This is a genomic window from Pseudomonas sp. LBUM1664 (genome assembly GCF_059695895.1).
Window position 1 is genome coordinate 3990001 of the sequence record NZ_CP166791.1, and the last position, 17626, is coordinate 4007626.

Annotated in this window: 14 protein-coding genes and 2 pseudogenes; 4 read left to right on the plus strand and 12 right to left on the minus strand. The window is 62.6% G+C overall.

Translation table 11 applies throughout. The features are described from left to right. The first annotated feature begins 6 nt into the window (after positions 1 to 6). Both ACA047_RS18500 and ACA047_RS18505 read left to right on the plus strand, forming a co-directional pair. Complete coding sequence (locus ACA047_RS18500) at positions 7 to 870, plus strand: LysR family transcriptional regulator (RefSeq protein ID WP_497351717.1); 864 nt, start codon at positions 7 to 9, stop codon at positions 868 to 870. 169 nt (positions 871 to 1039) lie between these two features. Further along, positions 1040 to 2128: an SMP-30/gluconolactonase/LRE family protein gene (locus ACA047_RS18505; protein WP_497351719.1), complete on the plus strand. Its 1089-nt coding sequence runs from the start codon at positions 1040 to 1042 to the stop codon at positions 2126 to 2128. Between the two features lie 196 nt (positions 2129 to 2324). On the opposite strand, the gene ACA047_RS18510 is transcribed toward ACA047_RS18505, so the two are convergent. Further along, the gene (locus ACA047_RS18510; RefSeq protein WP_497351721.1) at positions 2325 to 2561 is read right to left on the minus strand and encodes an HP1242/YdcH family protein; all 237 of its coding nucleotides are present in this window, start codon (positions 2559 to 2561) and stop codon (positions 2325 to 2327) included. Positions 2562 to 2778: 217 nt separating this feature from the next. On the opposite strand from ACA047_RS18510, the gene ACA047_RS18515 reads away from it, so the two are divergent. After that, complete coding sequence (locus ACA047_RS18515) at positions 2779 to 3300, plus strand: DUF4142 domain-containing protein (RefSeq protein ID WP_497351723.1); 522 nt, start codon at positions 2779 to 2781, stop codon at positions 3298 to 3300. Positions 3301 to 3459: 159 nt separating this feature from the next. Here the strand turns inward: ACA047_RS18515 and ACA047_RS18520 are convergent, their stop codons facing one another. The 7 genes and pseudogenes from ACA047_RS18520 to ACA047_RS18550 form a co-directional block, all read right to left on the minus strand. Next, positions 3460 to 3741: a hypothetical protein gene (locus ACA047_RS18520; RefSeq protein ID WP_497351725.1), complete on the minus strand. Its 282-nt coding sequence runs from the start codon at positions 3739 to 3741 to the stop codon at positions 3460 to 3462. Between the two features lie 95 nt (positions 3742 to 3836). Further along, a pseudogene (locus tag ACA047_RS18525) lies at positions 3837 to 5844 on the minus strand (hybrid sensor histidine kinase/response regulator). A 196-nt stretch (positions 5845 to 6040) separates the two neighbouring features. Further along, positions 6041 to 9118: an error-prone DNA polymerase gene (locus ACA047_RS18530; RefSeq protein WP_497351727.1), complete on the minus strand. Its 3078-nt coding sequence runs from the start codon at positions 9116 to 9118 to the stop codon at positions 6041 to 6043. Next, a complete protein-coding gene (locus ACA047_RS18535) occupies positions 9115 to 10536 on the minus strand; it encodes a Y-family DNA polymerase (protein ID WP_497351729.1) in 1422 nt (473 codons plus the stop codon). Before ACA047_RS18535 ends, ACA047_RS18530 begins: the two co-directional genes overlap by 4 nt. A 7-nt stretch (positions 10537 to 10543) precedes the next feature. After that, the gene (imuA, locus tag ACA047_RS18540) at positions 10544 to 11176 is read right to left on the minus strand and encodes a translesion DNA synthesis-associated protein ImuA (protein ID WP_497351731.1); all 633 of its coding nucleotides are present in this window, start codon (positions 11174 to 11176) and stop codon (positions 10544 to 10546) included. Continuing rightward, positions 11176 to 11793, minus strand: a complete 618-nt coding sequence (gene lexA / locus ACA047_RS18545; protein ID WP_232200205.1) for a transcriptional repressor LexA — start codon at positions 11791 to 11793, stop codon at positions 11176 to 11178. The genes imuA and lexA overlap by 1 nt, the downstream gene beginning before the upstream one ends. A gap of 75 nt (positions 11794 to 11868) precedes the next feature. After that, positions 11869 to 12909 carry an AraC family transcriptional regulator gene (locus tag ACA047_RS18550; protein WP_497351734.1) on the minus strand — a complete coding sequence of 347 codons (1041 nt, stop codon included), beginning with the start codon at positions 12907 to 12909 and terminating at the stop codon, positions 11869 to 11871. Positions 12910 to 13113: 204 nt separating this feature from the next. Here ACA047_RS18550 and ACA047_RS18555 point away from each other — a divergent pair. Continuing rightward, positions 13114 to 13267 (plus strand): annotated as a pseudogene (locus ACA047_RS18555) (transporter); the annotation flags it as partial. Between the two features lie 171 nt (positions 13268 to 13438). On the opposite strand, the gene ACA047_RS18560 reads toward ACA047_RS18555, so the two are convergent. From ACA047_RS18560 to ACA047_RS18575, 4 genes are all read right to left on the minus strand, one after another. Continuing rightward, complete coding sequence (locus ACA047_RS18560) at positions 13439 to 14647, minus strand: DSD1 family PLP-dependent enzyme (protein ID WP_497360440.1); 1209 nt, start codon at positions 14645 to 14647, stop codon at positions 13439 to 13441. Positions 14648 to 14721: 74 nt separating this feature from the next. Further along, positions 14722 to 16116 carry a D-arabinono-1,4-lactone oxidase gene (locus ACA047_RS18565; RefSeq protein WP_497351736.1) on the minus strand — a complete coding sequence of 465 codons (1395 nt, stop codon included), beginning with the start codon at positions 16114 to 16116 and terminating at the stop codon, positions 14722 to 14724. A 19-nt stretch (positions 16117 to 16135) separates the two neighbouring features. Beyond that, positions 16136 to 16519 carry a c-type cytochrome gene (locus ACA047_RS18570; RefSeq protein ID WP_497351738.1) on the minus strand — a complete coding sequence of 128 codons (384 nt, stop codon included), beginning with the start codon at positions 16517 to 16519 and terminating at the stop codon, positions 16136 to 16138. 197 nt (positions 16520 to 16716) lie between these two features. Beyond that, a complete protein-coding gene (locus ACA047_RS18575) occupies positions 16717 to 17601 on the minus strand; it encodes a LysR family transcriptional regulator (protein WP_497351740.1) in 885 nt (294 codons plus the stop codon). Positions 17602 to 17626 lie beyond the last annotated feature (25 nt).

Below are 17626 nucleotides of genomic sequence, written 5' to 3' on the forward strand. Positions count from 1 at the left end.
CTGAACATGGACATCGACCTCGCCCGCACCTTTCTGGAAATCGTTCGCCACGGCAGTCTGGCCGCAGCGGCCGACAAGCTGCACGTCACCCAGACGGCGATTACCGCTCGGGTACAGAAGCTCGAAAGCCAGCTCGGTTGCGCGCTGTTCGTGCGCAATCGTGCCGGCGCGCGGTTGACCGCCGACGGCGAAGCCTTCGTGGTCTACGCCAACCAGCTCGTGCAGACCTGGGAAGCGGCCCGCCGGGACCTGCCACTGCCTGAGGGTTATCGCAACGTGTTGCACATCGGTGGCGAGGTCAGCCTGTGCAACCCGTTGATGCTCAGTTGGGCCCGAGAGCTGCGCCAGAAGATCCCCGGCCATGCCCTGCGCATGGACATCCGCGACGGCGAAAAACTGCTGCAACAGCTGGAACTGGGCCTGCTGGATGCGGCGGTGGTCTACCAGCCCGAATACTGGCCGCGGTTGCAGGTGGAGCAGTTGCTGGAAGAAAAACTGATCCTGGTGCGCCTGGCCTCCCGTCCCGAGCCCTACGTGTATATCGACTGGAGCGCTGACTTCCGCCGCCAGCACGACACCGCCCTGCCGGACAAAGCCAAGGCCGCCGTGACCTTCAACCTTGGCCCGCTGGCCTTGCAGTACATCCTGGAGAACGGCGGCAGCGGCTACTTCCGCACCCGGGTCGTGCAGAGCTACCTGGACAGCGGCATCCTGGAACGGGTGCCCAAGGCCCCGGAGTTCAACTACCCGACCTACCTGGTCTACTCCCGGGACCGGGATTCGGCGGCGTTGCAGCAGGCCTTCGAAGTCCTGCGCGAGATCGTTGCAACCGGCAGCGACTGGTCCCAGCGCTGGGATCCGCTGACCTGACAGATTTGCAGTGCATCCTGGCGTTTTAATTCATCGCCAATGTATGTTGTTCAATGGCCACTAACAAAAACGAGAACGCCATGACCCACCCGCCACACCCCATCAACATCGTCCCCATGCCCCCGTCATCGCTTAAGCGAAAACCGCCGACGATTGCGGGGGACGCTTAATGATCCGTCTTCGCACCGTGCTGCTGGGGTTGGCAATCCTCGTCGCCGTTTTCCTGCTCCTGATGCCGACCAAGGTTCAACCGCGTGCCTGGACCCCAGCGCCCGCGCCCTCATTGAGCAACGGTCCTTATGCCGAGAACGGTGCGCTCAAGCGTGTCGAGAGCACCGCACGAGCGCCCCTCTCCGGGCCTGAAGCGTTGTTGCTGGAAGACGGGTTTCTCATTACCGGGCTGCACGACGGGCGCGTTGTGCGCACCGGCCTGGACGGCAAAACCCTCGATGTATTGGCCGACACCGACGGCCGGCCCTTGGGCCTGGCGCGGCATCCCAGCGGTTTGCTGATCATCGCAGACGCCGTCAAGGGTCTGCTGGCCTTGGACGCCAAGGGCCACCTGGTCGCCTTGAGCACCGAAGCCAAAGGCCTGCCCTACGGTTTCACCGATGACGTCGCTGTCGACAGCCCGGGGCATTACGCCTACTTCAGCGATGCCTCCAGCCGCTGGGGCTATGGCCATGACAGCGAAGCGATCATCGAGCACGGCGGCGACGGGCGCCTGTTGCGCTATGACTTCCAGACCGGCAAGACCGACGTACTGCTGCAACAGCTGGAGTTTGCCAATGGCGTCACCCTGGGGCCTGACGATGCTTTTGTACTGGTCAACGAAACCGGGGCCTATCGCATCACCCGCTACTGGCTCAAAGGGCCAAAAGCGGGCACCCAGGATGTGTTCATCGATAACCTGCCGGGATTGCCGGACAACCTCAGTTTCAATGGTCGTGACCGCTTCTGGGTGGCCCTCTATGCGCCGCGCAGCGGGCTGCTGGACGGCACAGCCGGACACCCTTTTGTGCGCAAGATGATTGTCCGGGCATTAATGGTCTTGCCCAAACCGGTGGAGAAGCGCGCCTTCGTGCTCGGGCTGGATCTGCAAGGTCAGGTCATTGCCAATTTGCAGGACACCGCAAAGGACAGCTATGCCCCCATCACCACCGTGCGCGAGTATGGCGACTGGCTGTATTTCGGCTCGTTGAAGGCCGATCACATGGCCCGGCTGCCATTGGCGGCGGCCCTGCAAACGGTGCCTTGAGTCCGAAAAAATCGGTTTTGTGGCGAGGGGATTTATCCCCATTGGAGCGCGTAACAGTCCTGAAAGCTGACAGTGTCGTTTGAATGGGGCTGCTTCGCGGCCCAGCGGGAGCAAGCTCCCTCGCCACAAAAGCCGCTTACAGTCCAAAGGCCCTTTGCAGCGCAAAGGGCCCTTCACAAGCAGACCGGTCTAATGGCTACACCTGCAACTTCGCCGCGATCTCGTCTTTGACCAGCAATCGTTTCTTCTTGAGCGTCTCCAGGGCATCGTCGGATAGCGCGGCAGATGATGGCTTCTCGGCGTCCACCACCTCGGCATCAAGTTGGGAGTATTTGTGAAGTAACGAGTCGAGCCTTGGATCCTCGCTGCGTTTTTTCTGGATGTGGTCTTTTGTGCATTTGAGATCCTGGCACAAATCGTGTGGCACCGGCATGGAACACCTCCTTTGGTGGGACGACGGCAGACGCCTTTTATGGCGCTCGTCAATTTCAGGATGGCCTTGCCGATGGGGTTCTGTCGACCGCCAATCCGACCAGCGGTGACCGTTCGTCGTACCACGACGTTTTGCGATCAAACCTTTGCCGGCGCGCTGCTCTCCACTGAACAGAGACGAAAAGAATCGCTCTTTCAACCCGCGTGGAGACTTACCTATGGACGGATTCACCCTGCGTCAACTCGGCCTGGCAGTTGCCCTGAGCACCAGCATGGGCATGGCCTGGGCCGCGACTTCCAACGACTTCGTCGAGAACGCGGCGGCCAGTGGCATCGCGGAAATCGAGACCAGCAAACTGGCGCTGGAAAAAAGCGCCTCGGCGGACGTCAAGGCGTTTGCCAACACGATGATCTCCGACCACACCAAGGCCAATGAGGAATTGATGTCGCTGGCGAAAAAACACGACATCGAAGTACCCGACGACACCACGCTGGTGAAGCAGGCCAAGGAGAAAATCCTCGAAATGCGCGATGAGTCTTTTGATGCGGCCTACGCCAACAACCAAGTGAAGGCCCACGAAGAAACCATCGCCCTGTTCAAGAAAGAAGCCGACACCGTGACGGACGACAAGAAGCCTGGCAACACTGAGCTGAAGGCGTTTGCCCAGAAGATGCTGCCAGCCCTGGAGCATCACTTGGATGCAGCCAAGAAACTGCAGGCTGCTCACCCAAGCAAGTAATGTTTGAGTCGTGATGTTGTTCACTTAAGGAAAGCGGCGCTTCTCCCAGGTAGGGAAAGCGCCGCTTTTTTGGGGTTGGGTGGTGTGTATATCCGTTACCGCAGCAACGGATATACACCCAAACCTCCGAAATCCAGCGCCCATAAAAGATAGATATCCCTAGCCACCATCGGTATCAATATCAGCATCAGTACTGTCATTGGACTTCGGCCGATCCGGGTCAGGTTCGAAGCCAGGGCTGAAGGTGTTGTCATTGTCCTGATGATGATTTTTTTGATCGACCTCGCTGTCAGCGCTTTGAGCCTGATTCGCTCCGGCGGGGCTGACCGGCTGGGCGCTCGATGGGTCGGCCGGGGCCTGGGGATCGATGGCCGAGTCGTTACGTGGGGATGGGGTTTGCGTCTGGCCTTGTTGCTGGGTGTTTGCAGGATCGTCGTTCATAGACACCTCGTTTTGACAGGGTCGGTTTGATGACCGGCCTTGTTCATTCGAAGGTGACACAACGGCTTCGGTTCCATTTGTTTGCGGCGCCACGATCAACCGCTGAGCACCGACCGGACCATCTGAGTCAACGCGTCCGGGCCATAGGGTTTGCTCAGCAAATGAGTGTCGGGGCTCAGTTGGTGATTGCGCGAGATGATGTCCTGGGTGTGGCCCGAGGTGAACAGCACCGGCACCGGCGGATTCTGCACCTTGGCCCACGCCGCCAGGTCGGAACTCTTGATCAGGCCGGGCATGACCACGTCGGTGAAGATCAGGTCCACCGAGGCGCCCTCGAGCAGCAGTTTCATGGCCGCGTCGCCGTTGGCGGCGGTGAGAACCCGATAGCCGGACTGCTCCAGCAGTTCCACTGACGCACTGCGCACCTCGTCGTTGTCTTCCACCACCAGAATGGTCTCCTGTTCGCCGGGCTGAAGAGGACGGTGTTGCACCTCCTCCGGGCTTTCAGCATGGTGGCTGCGGGGAAAATACATTTGCGCCCGGGTGCCTTCGCCCAGGTCGCTGGAAATCTCGATATGGCCGCCACTTTGTTTGACGAACCCAAACACCATGCTCAGCCCCAACCCGGTGCCCTGGCCGTCAGTCTTGGTAGTGAAGAACGGTTCGAACACTTGATTCAGGACCTCAGACGGCATGCCTGCACCGCGATCAATCACCGACAGGCGTACATAGTCCCCCGCCGGGATGCCCTTGCCGACACAGGAGAATTCGTCGAGCACGATGTTCTCGCTGATCATGCCAATGGTGCCCTCGCCGCCCATGGCATCGCGCGCATTGATCGCCAGGTTCAACAGGGCGTTTTCCAGTTGATTGCGATCGACGTGAATGCACCAGGGGTCTTGAGGCAAAGTCACTTCGATCTGGATGGTTTCGCCCAGGGCCCGTTGCAGCAGTTCGCCCAGGGCCTCATAAATTTGCGAGGACAGCTTGGCACCCCGCTCCACGGCTTCGATGGAGGCGCTGACCCGCCGTTGCACGTTGAGGTTGTTGGGCTCGTGGCGGGCCAGCAAGTGCAGGTTGCCGGCGATCACTTGCAGCAAATTGTTGAAGTCATGGGCCACACCGCCGGTGAGCCCACCAATGGCCTCGAGTTTCTGCGACTGGCGCAGTTGTTCTTCAGCCGTCAGCCGCGCTTGTACTTCATCGCCGACGCGCTGCTCCAGATCGTGGGTGAACGTGAGCAGCGACGCTTCGGCGGTCTTGCGTTCGTTAATGTCAATCAGCACCCCGGGGAAACGCAGGGGCCTGCCCAAGGGATCGAACTCACATCGACCGCTGGCCAACACCCACAGGTAATCACCGTCAGAGCGACGCACCCGATACTCTGCACTGTAAGCTGTACCCGTGCGCAAGCTCAGCTCGACCCGTTGGTTGACTTCGTCCTGGTCATCCGGATGGATGCTCTGGCGGGCAATCTCGACGGGCAGTGCATCCAGCGAACAGCCTGGCGGGTAGTTGAAGGTACGGGCGAAACGCTCATCGCCGGACAGCGTGTCGGCCTGGATATCCCAGACAAAAGAGCCCAGCAATGGCCCGGCCGAAAGAGCCAGCTGGATGCGTTCATTGACGGCGCGGTAACTGCGCTCCGCCTCTTGCCGGGCCCGCTCGGTCAGCACATGTTCGGTGGTTTCCACCACGATCGCCAGGACGCCCGTCGGCGACTGATCATCGTCGGGCACCGGACTGTAATAAGAGGTCCATCCACACATCTTCGGGCTTGCCATCGCGCAGCAGTACCAGCTCTTTGTTGCGATAGGACAAGGTGCCACCGGCCAGGCATACGTCCAGCACATGACGATTGAACTCGGCCACTTCCGGCCAACCCAGCTCCACCGCGCACCCCAGCAGGTACGGATGACGACCGCCGGCGAACTCGGCATAAGCATCGTTGTAGATCATGAAGCCCTGGCGGCCCCACAACATCACCATTGGCAGCGGCGAGGCCAGCAGCAATTGGACAGCACTGCGCAAACTGGCAGACCAGTGCTCGATGGTGCCCAGTTCGGTCTGGCTCCAATCGAACGCCCGGATACGCCCGGCCATTTCACCGCCCCAACCGGGACATCCGTGATTTTGGGATAAGAACTGCATGGGTCGACTCTCAACCTCGAAATGCCTGCAAGGAATCGGCATGCACAAGTCCCTTGCGATCAGAGCTTCGAGCACTGCGTTGGCGTTTGGTTTCATGGTGAGGTCATGGCGCAAATCTTTGTGGCGAGGGTGCAGTGTGCAACGGGTTTCAGCGGAAATCGCGGCTATGCACTTGGATGCCCGCCAGCAATTCGGTCAAGTCGCTCAAGCGCCCGGCAATCAAATGGCGGACCTCACCGACGCGTTCCCAACGCCCGTCAACCCTGAGCAGTTGCGAGCCCACCAGGGTTTTGCGCTGGCGCTCGGCCAAATCGCGCCAGACCACCACGTTGAGGTTGCCGAACTCATCTTCCAGGGTGACAAAGGTCACGCCGCTGGCCGTGCCCGGGCGTTGGCGGCCGGTAACCAGCCCGGCGACGCTGACGTTGCGGCCATGCTCCACGTCCTGCAGTTCCCGTGAGCTGCGGCAACGCCGGCCTCGCAGTTCGGCGCGCAGCAAGGCCAGCGGATGAGGGCCCAGTGTCGTACCAAGGCTGGCGTAATCGGCGAACAGGTTTTCTCCCACCGTGGGTGTTGGCAAGGCCACGGGCGGTTCTTCCTGGCTGGGCAAACCGGCGAACAAGCCCAACTGTTTCTGCACCCCGGCGACTTCCCAGCGGGCGCGATGGCGATCGCCGGCCAGACTACGCAAGGCACCGGCATCGGCCAATCGTTCCTGAGCCCGGGCATCGAGTTGCGCGCGCTCGCCCAAGTCGGCCACATCACTGAAAGCCCGATGCCGGCGGGCCGCCTCGATACGGCGGGCATCGTCTTCACGAAAGCCTTTGACCATGCGCAGGCCCATGCGAATCGCCGGTTGCCGACCCTCCATGGGTTCGAGGCTGCAATCCCAGTCACTGGCGCGCACGTCCACCGGGTGGATCTGCAATTGATGCCGACGGGCATCCTGCAGAATCTGGTCCGGGCTGTAGAAACCCATGGGCCAGCTGTTGATCAGGGCACAGGCGAACGCCGCCGGTTCATGGCATTTGAGCCAACTGCTGGCGTAGGTCAGCAAGGCAAAACTGGCGGCATGGGATTCGGGAAAACCGTAGTTACCAAAGCCTTTGATCTGCTCGAAGATCTGTGCGGCGAATTCGGCCGTATAGCCGTTTTTCTTCATCCCCGCCGCCAGCCGTTCACGATGGGGTTCCAGCCCGCCGTGGCGTTTCCAGGCGGCCATGGAGCGACGCAGCTGGTCCGCTTCGCCGGGGGTGTAATCGGCCGCGACGATGGCGATCTGCATGACCTGCTCTTGAAACAAGGGAACACCCAAGGTGCGCTTGAGCACTTCCTCCAACGCTTTAGAGGGGTAAGTCACCGCCTCTTCTTTGTTTTTGCGCCGCAGGTACGGGTGCACCATTCCGCCTTGGATCGGCCCCGGTCGAACGATTGCCACTTCGATGACCAAGTCATAAAACGTCTCGGGTTTCAGGCGAGGCAACATCGCCATCTGCGCCCGTGATTCGATCTGGAACACGCCGATGGTGTCGGCGCGGGTCATCATTTCAAAAGTAGCCCGGTCTTTACTGGGCAACGACGCCAAGGTGTAGCGCTGCCCGCGGTACTGCTCGATCAAGTCGAAACAACGTCGAATCGCACTGAGCATGCCCAGGGCCAGAATATCCACCTTGAGCAGCCCGACCGCGTCCAGGTCGTCCTTGTCCCACTGGATGATGGTGCGCTCGGCCATGGCGGCGTTTTCCACCGGCACCAGGGTGTCCAGGGGCTGTTCGGAAATCACGAAGCCGCCAGGGTGCTGGGACAAATGCCGGGGAAAACCGATCAATTGCCGGGTCAGGCTCAGGACCCGGCGCAGCACCGGGCTGTCTGGATCGAAACCGCCTTCGCGCAAGCGCTCCACTGGCGGAGCCTCGTCGCTCCAGCGACCGCAACAGTCGGCCAGTGCGTTGACCTGATCCGGCGACAGGCCCAGGGCCTTGGCGACGTCCCGCACCGCCCCGGCACCGTGGTAACTGCTGACCACTGCGGTCAGCGCCGCGCGATGACGACCGTAGCGCTGGAACACGTACTGCAGCACTTCTTCTCGCCGCTCGTGTTCGAAATCAACGTCGATATCCGGCGGTTCGTTGCGCTCCCGGGACAAGAATCGCTCAAACAACATGCGGGTACGACTCGGGTCGATTTCGGTAATGCCCAGGGCGTAGCACACCGCCGAGTTCGCCGCCGAACCACGCCCCTGACAGAGAATGTGCCGGCTGCGGGCGAAGCTGACGATGTCCTGCACGGTGAGGAAATAACTGTCGTAACCCAGTTCGGCGATCAGCTGCAATTCATCGTCGATCTGCCGCCGAATCCGGTCTTCTACCCCCTCTTTCCAGCGCTCGCGCATGCCGCGCTCGGTCAGTTCCCGCAGCCAGGACGCCGGATCATGCCCCTCAGGCACCAGTTCGCGCGGGTATTGATAGCGCAACTGCCCAAGGTCGAAAGTGCAACGCCGAGCGATGTTCAGGGTTTCGTCGAGCAAGGCCCGGGGGTAGAGATCGGCCAGGGCCTGGAGGCTGCGCAAGTGGCGTTCGCCGTTGGGATGCAGGCGCTGGCCGGCCTCGGCTACCGTGACGTGGTGCCGGATGGCGGTCATGGTGTCCTGCAAGGCGCGCCGGCCACGCACGTGCATGTGCACATCGCCGCTGGCGACGGCCGCAAGGTTCAGGCGGTCTGCCAGCGCCAGCAAGTCCGTCAGCCGACGCCGGTCGTCCTGCCCACAGTGCAACTGGACCGCCAGCCACAAGCGCCCGGCGAAGATCTGCTGGAGCCAGCGCCCCTGCTCTTCGGCGTCTTTGCCATCGGGCACCCACAACGCCAGCAGCCCCGGCAAGGGCTCGTCGAAGTCTTCTCGCACAATGCGATAGCGACCCTTCTCGCTGCGCCGCCGGGCGCGGGTGATCAGCCGGCACAAGGTTTGATAGCCTTCAAGGTTCTCCACCAGCAACACCAGTTTCGGACCGTTCTCGATCTGGACCTCGCTGCCGACGATCAGGTGCAGGCCCAGTTCCTTGGCGGCCTGCCAGGCCCGGACGATCCCGGCCAGGGTGCACTCGTCCGTGATCGCCAGGGCCTGATAACCCTCTTGCCTGGCCCGGCGGCACAGCTCCAGTGCACTGGAGGCGCCGCGTTGGAAGCTGAAGTTCGACAGGCAATGCAGCTCGGCATATTCGACGCTCATGCGAACCACCCCTGAAGCCACAGCGGCCCGCCCTCGCCCACCGGTCGATAAGCCCAGCCTCGTTGCCCCGCGCGGGTCTCGATCAGGTAGTAATCGCGGCGTACGTCGGCGCCATCCCACCAGCCGGACTCGATGCGTTCCGGGCCCATGAGGATTCGCGCCTGGCCCGCCTGCAGCGCCTGGGGTTCGCCCAGCAGCCAGCCGGGACGCTGCACGCCATCGCGCACCGGACATGCCTCAAACCGCGGCTGGGGGGTCATCTGCCAGGCGCACTCAGGGCGATGGTCGGCGCGAAACCCCAGGCCCTGCACCGCTTCATCCCCCAGCCGCGCGCGCAGCCGTTCGCGCAACTGTTCCCAGGGCAAGGACTGCTGGGGGCGCTCATCGAACAGCTCCAGACGCTGCGGCACGAAACTCGGCAGGTCTTCGGCACACAAGCGAAAACCGCGCACCGGCGCCTCGACCTGCACCTGTTCCAACCGACCACGGGCCAGTTCGAAGAGCATCGAACAATCCCGCTCCGCACTGAGCAGACCGACCTTGATCACCGTGTCCGGCAACCCGGCGTGCTCCAGATGCAGATCAAAACGCTGCACGCCGCTGTCGCGACCGCACAGGAAGGCCGACAGATCGCCCGTCAACCGGCGCAACGGGAACAGCAGCGCCTGATGGGACTGCACGTCGTAGTTGAGCTCGATGCGCACATCGAAACGGTCCGGCGGCAGGTAAAACGACAGCGCCAGGGTGCGGCTGCCCGTCAGCCCGTCGAGGTGCTTGAGCACCTGGGCTTCGAAACGCCGTGCCAGGGTATGCCGGGGCAAGGCCTGGACCTGGCTCAGGCGGCGCAGGCCCATGCGCGACAATGCCGTAGCCACGTCGGGCGCCAGGCCAATCCGGTCCACCGGCATTTGCCCCAGGTACGCTTGCAAGGCCTCGGTATCGGGCACTACCAAGGCGTCATAAGCATTGGCCAGCACCCGCGCCGCCACCGGGTTCGGGGCGGCGACGATGCGATGGCGAAACCCCAGTTCCGTCAGCTCGGCCCGCAGCCGCGCCTCAAACACCGGCCAAGGACCGAACAGGCCCAGGCTCGACTCGATCTCGAACAGCACCGTGCGCGGGTAATGCACGCTGACCTGGGAACTGAAACGGTAGGCCCAGGCCGCCAGAAACTGTTGCCAGTGAGCGATCTGCGCGGCGTCGTATTCGGCGGTGACAAAACCTTTGCTCAGGGCCTGGGCGGCGGTCATGGTCTGGCCAGGGCGCAAACCCAGGGCCCGTGCCGGACCATTGACCGCTTGCAGCACTCGGCGCTGGGACGGGCCGGTCAGCAGGGCCAGGGGCTCGTCGGGATCGGGGCGCTGACGCAGCGCGGCGTCCAGCGCCAATTGCGGAAAGAGAATACAGACCCAGCGCATCGCAACCTCAGTACCCGGTATGTGCGGTGAGCGTGGCGAAAGCAATCGGCGCCGAGCGGGCCAGCCCGCCTCGGCACTTGAGCACTCGCAATTGCGCAGGCCGGGCATCAATGGCGATGCGCAAGGCCGCCGGAGACGGGTTGATGGCTTCCTGGATCGAGCGCCAGGCAAACGCCAGGGTCTGGCCGGTTTCCGCCGCCACTTGCAGGCGGCGCAAAGCCCGGTCATCCGCCTGGCGGGGCCAGCACAGCACCGCGCCGCAACTGCCCGAACGCAGGCATTGTTCGGTGGCCCACAAGGCATCGCGCTCATCGGCCTGAATCACCGACAACTGGCGCAGGTCGACCCCGGCGTTCTGCCAGGCCTGGGGATAGGGCACGAACGGTGGCGCCACCAGCACGATCCGCTCCCCCGCTGCCGACAGCCGCGCCAGGGTCGGCCACACCAGTTGCAACTCGCCCACGCCCGGTGCGCCGATGAGCAATTCCGTCAACGCCGCTTCCGGCCAGCCGCCACTGGGCAACGCCGCGTCCAGCGCTGCATGACCGGTGGGTTGCGGGCTGGCCGCCGGGGGCGCAGGCCGGCCCTTCCAGACCTGGCCCCCGTTGAACAGCGTGTCCAGCGCAACGACAGCGCCCATCAACCTTGCCTCAACAAGCCGCAGAACACGCCTTCGATGGCCAGGTCCTGGTCGGCTTCGACGATGATCGGCTGATAGGCCGGGTTGCGCGGCAGCAAACGCACCCGCTCGCCTATTCGCTCAAAGCGCTTGATCGTGACTTCACCGTCGAGCCGCGCCACGACGATTTGCCCGTTGGAGGCTTGAGGGGTGCGCTGCACGCCCACCAGGTCACCGTCGAGAATGCCGTCTTCGATCATTGAGTCGCCCTGGACCCGCAGCAAGTAATCCGGCGCCTTGGTGAAAATCGCCGGGTCGAGCATCAGGCGGCTGTGGACCTCGGCGTCGGCGCCGATCGGCAGGCCGGCGGCCACCCTCCCCAGCACCGGCACGTCCAACAGCTCGGGACGCGGCGGCTGGTTCAGCAACCGGATGCCCCGAGCCTGGTGTGGGTTGACCTCGATAAAGCCGGCTTCGGTCAGCGCCAGCACATGCTTGCGCGCCACGCTGCGAGAGGCGAAACCGAACGCTTCGCTGATTTCAGCGAGGCTGGGGGGCTGGCCCTGGTCGGCGATGCGTTCGCGGATGAAGGTCAGGATGGCGGTACGGCGAGGAGTGAGAGTCGTCATGGAGTACATTTGTACTCCTGTCGATTTTTTCTGACAAGCACCGCCAGTCAGTCAATCACCTGGAGCCGACAGGGGCCGTCCCGACTACACCTGTGTGTGCCCCTCGCTGCGAAATGCGCTGGGGCTCATCCCGGTCCAGCGCCGGAACGCCCGGCGAAAACTGCGCACATCGCTGTAGCCGACTTCTTCGGTAATGCGCTCGATGGACAACTCGGGGTTGGCCAACAGGTTCAGTGTCCGGCCACGACGCACCTGTTCGAGCAAGACCTCGAAGGTCAGGCCGTGCCCAGTCAGGCGTCGGCGCAGGGTGCGGCTGCTCATGTTGAGGTCGCTGGCGATTTTTTCGATTTGGCTGCCGCGGGTCAGGTCCCGGGCAATCGCTCGCTCCACGGCCTGGATCAGATCGATCTTCTGGTGGACCTGTGCAGCTTCCTGCTCCAGCAAGGCCAATGCCTGACGCAAGGCCAGCGGGTGGTGATTAGGCAAACGCAGGTCCAGCCAACGGACATCGACCAGCATGCGATTGTGCCGGCAACCGAAGCGCACGTCCGGCCCCAATACCCGCTGGTACTCCTGGACATAGGGTGGCGCGGCGTGCATGAACTCCACGGCCTGGGGCCTGAAATCAGGCCCCGCCAGCGCCCGGCCATACACCATCAGGCTGGCGAAGAACTCTTCCACCGCAAATACCTGCACCTCGGCAAAAGGCAGTCGGCAACTCGCCTCGACCATGACCCAGTCACTGGCTTCTTCGACACTGGAGACCGCGATGCTGCCGGTGGTGTGCTGATAACGAACCCCCAGGGCAAAAGCATCGCGCAGCGTTTCGCACAACGACAAGACGTGCCCTAACAAGCCCAGGGTGCCCAGTACGTTGCGGTTGCCGACCCACAATCCCAAGCCCTGGTCGGGCAATAACTTGAGCGCCCGCTGAATCATGACCACGGCCTGGCGGTGGGAAATTCGCTGGACGGGATCTTGCAGATCGTCGAGGCCAAAGCCCAGGCCGCGACACAGGCTGGTGGCATCGAAGCCTTTGTTCGTCACCACCTCGGCCAGGGTTTGCAGCAGAAACGGCGACACCAGCGCCAATTCATAGGTGGGGTCGATGACTTTCATCTGCATAGGCGGGTTCCGGAGCACGTTAGGAGGCGTTTTTGTAACCGGTGGGTTTATGAACGTTAGCATGGCCCGGTGAATCGGGCGCTCAAATCTGGCCGCGCAAGTCCCCTGTGTGGCCGCCAATACCCTGCCCTGTCGGCGGCGAACAGCTTATTTCTATGGCTCGGACCTGTTGCCGCTAGGGCAAAAACCTGACCCTGGCCGCCGCGCGGCCAGGTATTCGCCATCGGGCCCGGCACTGCACCTGACCTTCCTCAAATACGCCAGCGCCGAAATCCGCTGGGCCAAGGAATTCGCCCTGGAAAACCGCGCCGAAGGCGAAATGCTCTGGGCCAGGGTCAGTATTCCGTTTGCGTTTTGAAGGGCTTCAAGACCTGTGGCGAGGGAGCTTGCTCCCGCTCGGCGGCGCAGCCGTCGTAAAACCGGCTGACGCTGTCTACCTGGAAGATTGCGTCGGGTCATTTGGGGCGGCTATGCCACCCAGCGGGAGCAAGCTCCCTCGCCACAGTTTTTTGTATCCGGCAGGACTGAATCAGCTATAAACCGGCCAGCTCTCGACAATCCGCCCTTCGCGCACCGCCAGCAAATCACCAAATTGCAACAGCACCGACTCGGTCTGGGTCGGTCGCAGGAACACCTGGTCCTCCACCGCCAGCCCCACCGCTTCGGAGCCGTTGACCATTTCCTGGTTGGAACTGCGACCGTAGAGGCTGTTGCTTTTCAAGCCTGACGGCGATTCGAAGTCGGCCATCCAGTTGCCGCCGTAGATGAAAAAGGTGGCTCGCTGATTCACGTCCCACCAGGAGAAAACCCGTGACTTGTCGTCCAGCGCCGGAATGTTCACCGCGCCAGTGCTCTTGAGTACCGGCGTGGCGATGTAGGCCGCCGGCACGTGCTCACTCAACGACGGCAGGTCGTAATGGCTGGGCTTGAGCATGGCGGTGCCCACCGAGACTTCGGTGCTCAGGCTTTCCTGTTCATGCAGGCGATAACTGGGGCTGCCGGCAGTGTTGAAGGTCAGCCCCGGATGCCACAGGTCGGGATAACGCAGACGGACGAAATCCACCCGTGCGTTGTAGATCGCCATGACCCGGGCCAGCAGCGTTTCAGGTGTGGCCAGCCACTCGGGCACGCCCATGCCCACGAACGGGTCGTAGCCCATGAACCCGGCAAACTCCAACTGCGCCGGATGGGCGCGGATCAGCTTGAGCATCGCGTCCAGGGTGGCATCGTCGGCCACTGCGCCCCGGTGCAGGCCTACGTCCAGTTCAATATTGACCCTCAAACGGGTGCCCAACCCCTGGGCCAAGGCGCGGTATTGCTCAAGGCGTTCGGGGGTGTCGAGCAGCCACTGCAACTGGCGCGACGGGTCAAACGGCCCTTTGTGAAGCTGATAGAACAACTCGGCGCTACGCACCGGCAGGGGCTTGCCCAGCAAGATGTCGGCCTCAGGAAACTGCAACGCATCGTGATTGAGAAACGGCTGATGGAACGACATCAACCGCCCTGTCTCGGCCCGCTGGCCTATGTAGTTCAGCAGCCCGGGCGATGGCAGGGATTTTTCCACCAGCCGTAGTTGCTTGCCGGTGCGCCGGACCGAGGCCTTCACCACGTCGATGTTGTGATCGAGTCGATCCAGGTCAATCACCATCACCGGGCGCATGGGGCCGTGAGCCTTGAGTTCGCGGTTCAACTGGCGGAAATAATCGCTGTACGGCCCGCCCCGGTCCTGCGGCCGCAACCAGGCACCGACACCGGCCAGCAACACGCCGGCGCCCAATGTCCCGGCCAGGAACCCACGACGATTGAAGCCCATCAGCTCACCCCCAGAATCGATGAAAGGTGCCCATTGAGGAATTTTCCGCCGGGGTCCAGGGCTTGTCGCACCTGGGCGAATTCATTCCAGCGCGGGTACAGCGCCTCAAGCGCCTTCGCGTTCAAGGTATGCAGTTTCCCCCAGTGCGGGCGACCCTGGTATTTCCAGAAAATCGGTTCGATGGCGGCGAAGAAATTGTGATGGTCCATCTGGTAGTGCTGATGCACGGAAATCGAGCAACTGTCCCGGCCTTCGAACATGCTCAGGGCAATGTCGTCGGCCTTCACATAGCGGTATTCGATGGGAAACCAGGTGCGCAGATCCTTGTCACGAATCAGCTTGAGAATCTCCCGCAGGCACGCCGGGCCGTGCTCGGCCGGCACGGAATATTCCATCTCGTTGAAACGCACGGTGCGGGCATTGGCGTAGATATTATGGGAATCGCCAACCCGATCATCGAAACTAGCCAGCAGCCGCAGGCTGTTGAGCAAGGTTCGACGGGTTTCTGGAAAGTCACTGCCGTACTTGTCGAGTTTTTCGATCAGGGTGACGAATTCGTTACCGCCCTCCTCCTCGGGGCTGATGGGCGGGGTGGCCGGGTCGGTGGTTTCGTTCAGGGCAATCGACAACGCATAGTCAGAATGGGTGATGACTTCCATTTCCCAGTGCTGGTTGTCTCGGGTGTTGGTTTCCAGATCCTCCAGTAGCTCTTCGGTTTTTGCCACCCATTGGCGCTCACGCAACCGATAAGCCGCGCGGTTCTGCAGGCGTACACGGGTCACCAGCCCCAGCGCGCCGAGGGACACCCGACCTGCCTTGAAGACCTCGGGGTGACGGTTGGCGTCGCAATCGAGAACCTCGCCACTGGCCGTCACCAATTGCAGGCCGACGACCTGCGACGCGTACGAGCCGAAGGCCTTGCCGGTGCCGTGGGTCGAGGTGGCGATAGCCCCAGCCAGGGTCTGGTAATCCACGTCGGCCATGTTGGGCAGGGCCTGGCCGATGGCTTTGAGTGCCGGGCCCATGCGGGACATGGGCGTGCCGCCGCCGAACTCGGCCTGCAGGCTGGCCGCGTCGTGATCCAGCAGACCGCTGAAAAAACTCAGCGACAGCAAGGTTCCGTCGGTGGGCACCAGCGCGCTGAAGGAGTGACCGGAACCGACCGGACGGATCCGCCCTTCGGCACGGGTCACCACTTGTACCAGTTCATCGAGATCCTTGGGCGCCAGGCGCGCCGCCGGCAGGCAACTTTGTGCGCCGGACCAATTGCGCCACGGGATCAGTCGCGGGGCGCGCAGCAGGTCGGCCAGGGCGCCCTGGCTTTGCAACGCCGTGAAGGCTGCGACAACGCCGCCGCGTTGCAGCAACTGGCGCCGTGAGTAGTCCATCGTCATGCCGTAGTACCCATGCTTGTTATTGGAAATGTTGGCCGGACATGAAGGAAATCAGGGCCAGGAACTGTTCTTCGGAGCAGTGCATGCACAAGCCCATCGGCGGCATGCCGTTGTAGCCGTTGATCGCGTGGTCCAGCAGGGTATCGGCGCCCTGGGCCACCCGTGGCGCCCAGGCGTTGGCATCGCCAGTCAAGGGCGCTCCGGCGCCGGGGTTGGCATGGCAGAGCTTGCAACTGTTGTCGTAGACCTGGGCCAGCGCCGCGTCGGCGGGCATGCTCGTGATTGCAGTGGGCACAGGCGTTTTGGCCTCTTCGCCGCACCCTGCGAGCAGCGCGCCGAGCAGTACGATGGTTGTGGCGTGAAGCAGGCAACTGAAGCGGGGCATTGGAGTCTTTGCCGGCATGGCGTCCCTCTTGGGCGGTGCAATGAATGCACGTTTCTTGTTGTGGATCAGGCAGTTCCCACACTAAGGCACGCACCGCGTCTGCTTGAGGTCATTGGGGGCCATAAAAGGGGGCTTGAGCGGCCAGGCAACCTGTGGCGAGGGAGCAAGCTCCCTCGCCACAGGTTTTTGGCCTGGCAGAAGATTGGGCTGCTCGGCTAAGGCAGTAGCAGCCCTTGCTCGCGCTCGCACAACTGCACCACGTAATCCCACAGCACGCGCAGGCGCACGGACTTGTGCAGTTCGCGGCGGGTGCTGATCCAGTAGCTGCGGCAGATGGTTTCGTCCGGCAGCAAGGGCACCAGCGCCGGGTCGTTGCTGGCCATGTAACACGGCAGCACGGCGATCCCGAGCCCCGAGCGCGCGGCCTGTTGCTGGGCGATGACGCTGGTGCTGTGAAACACCACCCGAGGGTTACGGCAAAAGCTGTTGAGGAACATCAGCTCCTGGCTGAACAGCAGGTCATCGACGTAACCGATCCAGGCGTGGCGGGCCAGGTCCTCGCGGCTGCGCAACGGTGGCGAGCGATCCAGATAGGCCTGGCTGGCGTACAGCGCCAGGCTGTAGTCAGTGAGTTTGCGGGTCACCAGCAGGTCGGCAGCCGGGCGTTCAAGGTGAATGCTGATTTCCGCCTCACGGTTGAGGATGCTGACAAACCGCGGCACCGCCACCAGTTCCACTTCCAGCCCCGGGTAACGCTGGAACAACCCGTCCATGCGACTGGCCAGGAACATGATGCCCAGCCCTTCGGTCACCCCCAGCCGGATCTTGCCCAGGGGCGCACTGGACTGGGTGATATCTTCCTGGGCCAGCAACGCCACGTTCTCCATGGCCTCGGCGTGCTTGAGCAGCGCCTCGCCGGCCGGGGTCAGTTCATAGCCCTGGGCGTGCTGGACAAACAGCGCGGTGCCCAGGCTTTTTTCGATAGCTTCGATGTGCCGGGCCACCGTGGCATGAGTGGTGTTCAGGCGCCGGGCGGCCGTCAGCAAACGGCCGCTGCGTTGCAGTTCCAGAAAGTAGCGTAGGTCATTCCAGTCAAACATGGACCATCCTTGAATAAGCCTGAAG